The sequence below is a fragment of the Psychrobacter sp. 1044 genome (assembly GCF_904846525.1).
Lineage (GTDB): Bacteria > Pseudomonadota > Gammaproteobacteria > Pseudomonadales > Moraxellaceae > Psychrobacter.
In genome coordinates, this window is sequence record NZ_CAJHAZ010000043.1 from 1 (window position 1) to 4,782 (window position 4,782).

Consider the following 4,782-nt stretch of genomic DNA (forward strand, 5'->3'; position numbering starts at 1 on the left):
GCTACCAGTATCTAGCCTAAAAATGCCCGTACAATTATCTACGCTACCCTAACCCTATAAAGGCCTCTTTGGGGAGTATGGTTCACTATTACAATAAAACTTTACTCAGTAGGTTTCGCGCGAGTCGACCCAGCTATTTTATAATAAACAAAGCCTTTTTCATCTCTCAAAAAGCTTTTACTGTCTGCTCTGACGCACCAGCTGATCACATCAGGCTGACCTTTATTAACATCACAAGCCAAAATAAACTGCGCACTTTGAGCATTATTAAAGGCCTGTTTCCAACCCGTTTCAAGCTCATCGATGCCGCGCTGTAGCTCTGCTTGCTGCTGTCTCATCTCTGCAATCTTATCAAAGCTTGGTACATACCAAAATACCAGGGCCATAAGGCTTATTACCACTGCTGCCGTACACGCAGCGGCTACTGCTGCTATCCTTTTAATACTCATGGACTCAATAGACTTGTAAATCTTACCCAAGTCTTTATCAGCATCCTCTTTTACTTCTCCAATCCGCTTTTTTGTAGCGTTCTCAAAGGCCTCAATATCTTTGATAATCTGCTCATGACCAGCTTGATACTGACTGGTAAATAGCGCAAGACTGTCCGCACTAACGCCAAGCTTATCAGCCACCGCTTGCATGGCATTCACTTTCGCCTCTATGCTGTCGTTTTTAGCAGTGATGACCGCCTGTACAGCTGTATCAATCTGCTGTTTCATATTGGTGATGATGTCCGCTATTTTGTCATCATAACGGCTCGGCATCTCAGTATCAGTAAAGGTAGTCACTGCCGCTTGTAGCTGTTCTAACACCAGATTCTGATACTGACTCAATGCTTCTGAGGCACTGATTGCGCTATCATCCAGCTTTTGAGTAACGGCAGTCATCTCCTCTATCTTGGCATCAATATGGCTAAGAGAGTGATCAAGGCGCGTTGCCACTGCATCATCGGCTTGTCCAATCAGTGCTCGCAGCGCTTCGATTACAGGTTTGAGTCTGGTCACGAGATTAACAAGCTCGTCGTGAATGTCGTACTCATTGCTATTGTCTTTATTCATAGGATGCTCATTATCATAATGCCGCCTAAAATGGGCGTGGTGAGGAGTAGCGGCGTGTTTGTGCTTGTTCATGCGCTTGGATGGCGTTCTTAGTTTTTTGCAGGTGTTCTGTCACGGTTTGCGTGAGCGTTGCCCCATCTATGGTGATAGCAGGAACGTGATCAAAGCGCTCATTGATTTTCGTTAACACCTCGACCTTATCTTGATTGTCAGGCAAGCGCTCAAGCTGTTGCCACAGCGATGTTGCTGCCTTCTGCACCTGCGTTGCAATTTTTTTGGCATCGGTGTCTCGTAAACTTTTTTGTAGTGTCGTAAAGCTGTCAGTGTGTTTTAGAGTGGTGAATATAAATGCTTGTGCGGCAACCGCCTCAGCCGCGTTGATCACTTCGATCGGTGCATCAATGACCTTAAAATCAAGAGTATCAACGCGGTTACGCACCCGTACCACTAAATTGTCAAATCGATCTCGATATGCTTTGGTCTCATTGATTCGCTGACGCTTAAGAGATGCCTGCTGCCGTCTCTGTTGTAAAGCTACTCGCCGCCTTATCAAAGCCTTCTCTCGTGCGCGCTCAGCCTCTTCCTTAAGCTTTGCTTGCTCATGTGCTTTGTTGAGCTGGTGGTGAAGCACCATCGTACGGTTGCGCCAGTCATCAAGCCGATCTGCGTTCAATTGAGTGGTCTTGGTACGGGTAATCTCATCGTATAGGTCATCATCTTGCACAATCACAGCTTCACTTTGATCCAGTAAGGCGATACGCTGCTCATAAAACGGCGATAGGCGCTGATAAGTCTTTGTACTGGCATTAATTTGCTGCTTTAACTGTTTGATGTCGTTATCATTGGCAGTCTTAAACGCTTTAACATCAGCTGTCAAGGCCGTCAAACGAGTGTCAGCATCCGTGTCTATCTCTACCGCTTTTAACGTACTGAGCGCCTCACGTTCTTCTTGAAAGTGTTTAAAACGCTCAACATCCAGATCTGCAAATGCAGCAAACTTATGATAAGTGTCCATGTTATTGGTGACGTCTATCTCTTGTAGATCCGCAAACGCTTGATCCCACTGTAAGGATAAGTCAGATTTTTCAATATCAATCTCATCAAGTGCTTTAAAGCCAGTCGCCAGTTTATTCAGCTTTGCGGCAAACGGTTTTAGGGTGGCCTTTAACCCTTCGTAGTCAGCAATGACTTCATTATTAAGCGGGATCAGATTTTTTAGCACCGTTTCGTTGTTCAGCACTATTTTATCAATCTGTGACAGTTGCTTCTCAAGACTGGTAACGGCGCGGCGCGTTTGTAGGGTATCGTCTTGTCTAAACTGCTCAACCAACGCTAAAGCCTCCTTTAGAGCCTCGCTTTGCTCTTTTGTGCTTATCTGCCTGGCAAGCTCAATCATTTTTTGGCGGGACGTGCTGTAATCCTGTCCCACCTCCTCGGTGAACCGCGGTGTGCTTTTAATGTTTTTGTCAATGGTGATGGTCTGTTTAGACTGGTGTGCTAATTCTTCATGCAGCCTATCAATGGTTGAGAATAAGGCGCTGCGTACCATCTTTTTTTGCTGCTCAAAATCGCCTGAGATCACTAAAAGCTCATCAAGTACGTCATCATTGGCCGCATCACTATGAGTCTGACTATCCTCTTTAGGAGTAGCGGGTGTAAGTTCAGCGGCGGGATCTACCAAGCGGATATTACTAAGCTCAAGTCGTGCAAAGGGTTTACGCTTTTTATAATGTACTGTAACGCCATTAACCTCTTGTGCGTTGCTCTCAAGATCAATGCGACCCTTGTCGTCATACTCAATTACCAGACCATTTTTTTCGATATAGGCATTGATCTCATCAATTGTCTCGTTGTACTCATTAATCACTGAGCGCTTACCTTTTAGGACATCCTTATACAAGGATTTACCCAGTTTCATTTTTGGTAAGCGATTAATGGCCTGCTCACGGTACGATTTCTCATTGATCGCTTTATTCTCAGGCAATAGCTCGTTAGCCATATCCGCCCAAAGGGTGCGTTGATATTTAAGCTCATCGCCACGCCCATTTAATCCTTTAGATAGCCGCTCACCGGTTGACCACTGCAACCAATTTTTACGCTTTGACAAGGCATAACCATCAGCATCCGCTAATATCTCACGACTTGAGAGTAAAATATGGGCATGAAAGTTACTGCTGGTCAGCTCAACCACTTCACCCTTCCCCACATGTTTCTCATGACTGTGGGGTCGATGGATGGCCACATCGACAAGCACATTATAGCGATCAGATAAGGTTTGAGCGTAGCGCTCGACCAGACCTATTTGCTGATCAGCCGTGACTCCCTCGGGAAACATAACATCAATCTCAGTACCGAACTGCGCGTTTTTACGAGACTCAATACGTTCGATATCATTCCAGAACCCCTCACGCGTTACTGCCAAATCCCCAGCAACAGTTGGTGTGATCAACGCCGTATGCAACACATTTTTCTCAATCATCTGTGTGTACTTAGCGCCATCACTATCAACTAAATTTAAAATTTTATCTTTGGTTTTACTGGTGTAATCATGTATCTCTCCCGACTGTTTATCGATTAGTTTTGAGCCAGAATTATAGGCTGATTTTGCTAGCACACTATGATTTTTCGCCTTACTAACGGCGCTAACCGACAGATGAAATCCTTTATTATTCATGGCGAAAAATCCGAAGTTAAAAGACGGTTTTTTGGGGGTTGTAGGGGGATCGCCCCCTGCCGAACGACGGAGTTTATGTAAAAAAACAGCACCCCTTGTGGGTCTTTTTTACGTAAACTCCTAAGTTCGCTCTTAACAGAGGGTTAAAATACTACTGCGGCCACAAAAAGACGTGGTCTTGTGTATTTTACTACCTTGCATCCTTATGTTTGTACTGCTAGGATCAACTCTATCATAGTTGGCTAGAAAAGGATAAATTAATGTCAGTAATATCAGATGATCTATTCACAGATAAGATGAAGCAGTTGCAGGCTCTTAAAAAAGAGATCAATCAGGACAGGCTTGAAGCACATCAGGTGTTGGGGGAGTGGTTGGCCAACGCATTAGACGATGATGAAAATCATGAGTTACAAGCCATATTTTTAGACGCACACGATAATGAAAGGTACGTTCGTTTAAAAAAGCACCGTGAGTTTTTAAATGTAATTGCTAATAAAATACAAAGTAAAGCTGAGGTGGCATCAAGCAGCTTTACACCGCCTAAAAGCAGTCAGAACAGTGATCACGGTTCATTGTTTGATGATGATTCATCAGCACAGTAACTGCTAGAAATAACCTAATTGACGGTACAGCTGGATCGTCTGCTAATTAGTGAAAAGTTGGGAGACGATTACTAGCTGTTTTAAGCGTCCTAAAATATCTTTAGCTACTATTGTATAAAACAGAGCGTAGTATGCATATAAGGGTGCTTTTTAGGCTTTCTATCAACGATTTAAGATGTGTTTACGGAGGTATCGATAATGGCTAATGAAAATGAAGACAAACTATCTACAAAAAATGAGCCTTAGATTGAAGTTGAGAACATGAAACCAGCTTTGTCTAAAATGACAGATGCAAACATTCAAAATGTCTTTGGCCTTGCTTTTGGAGATTTTCAAAGATCGAACCATGAGAATAGAGATTGATACCGAGTAAATTATTGACCATAGCATTTTGAGATACTAATCAGTTTTATGAGTGAGTGACTGCTTTTTTCCTATTACTTAAAAC

Annotated in this window: 3 protein-coding genes; 1 reads left to right on the forward strand and 2 read right to left on the reverse strand. The window is 43.4% G+C overall.

What is annotated here, in order from left to right:
* Positions 1 to 101: 101 nt before the first annotated feature.
* Together JMX82_RS14030 and JMX82_RS14035 are read right to left on the reverse strand one after the other, a co-directional pair.
* On the reverse strand, positions 102 to 1,058 hold the full coding sequence (locus JMX82_RS14030; RefSeq protein ID WP_201540989.1) for a hypothetical protein: 957 nt from the start codon (positions 1,056 to 1,058) through the stop codon (positions 102 to 104).
* A 25-nt stretch (positions 1,059 to 1,083) separates the two neighbouring features.
* A complete protein-coding gene (locus JMX82_RS14035) occupies positions 1,084 to 3,732 on the reverse strand; it encodes a MobA/MobL family protein (RefSeq protein ID WP_201540990.1) in 2,649 nt (882 codons plus the stop codon).
* 260 nt (positions 3,733 to 3,992) lie between these two features.
* Here JMX82_RS14035 and JMX82_RS14040 point away from each other — a divergent pair, with 260 nt between their 5' ends.
* Complete coding sequence (locus JMX82_RS14040) at positions 3,993 to 4,334, forward strand: hypothetical protein (RefSeq protein WP_045455751.1); 342 nt, start codon at positions 3,993 to 3,995, stop codon at positions 4,332 to 4,334.
* The last annotated feature ends 448 nt before the right edge of the window (positions 4,335 to 4,782 follow it).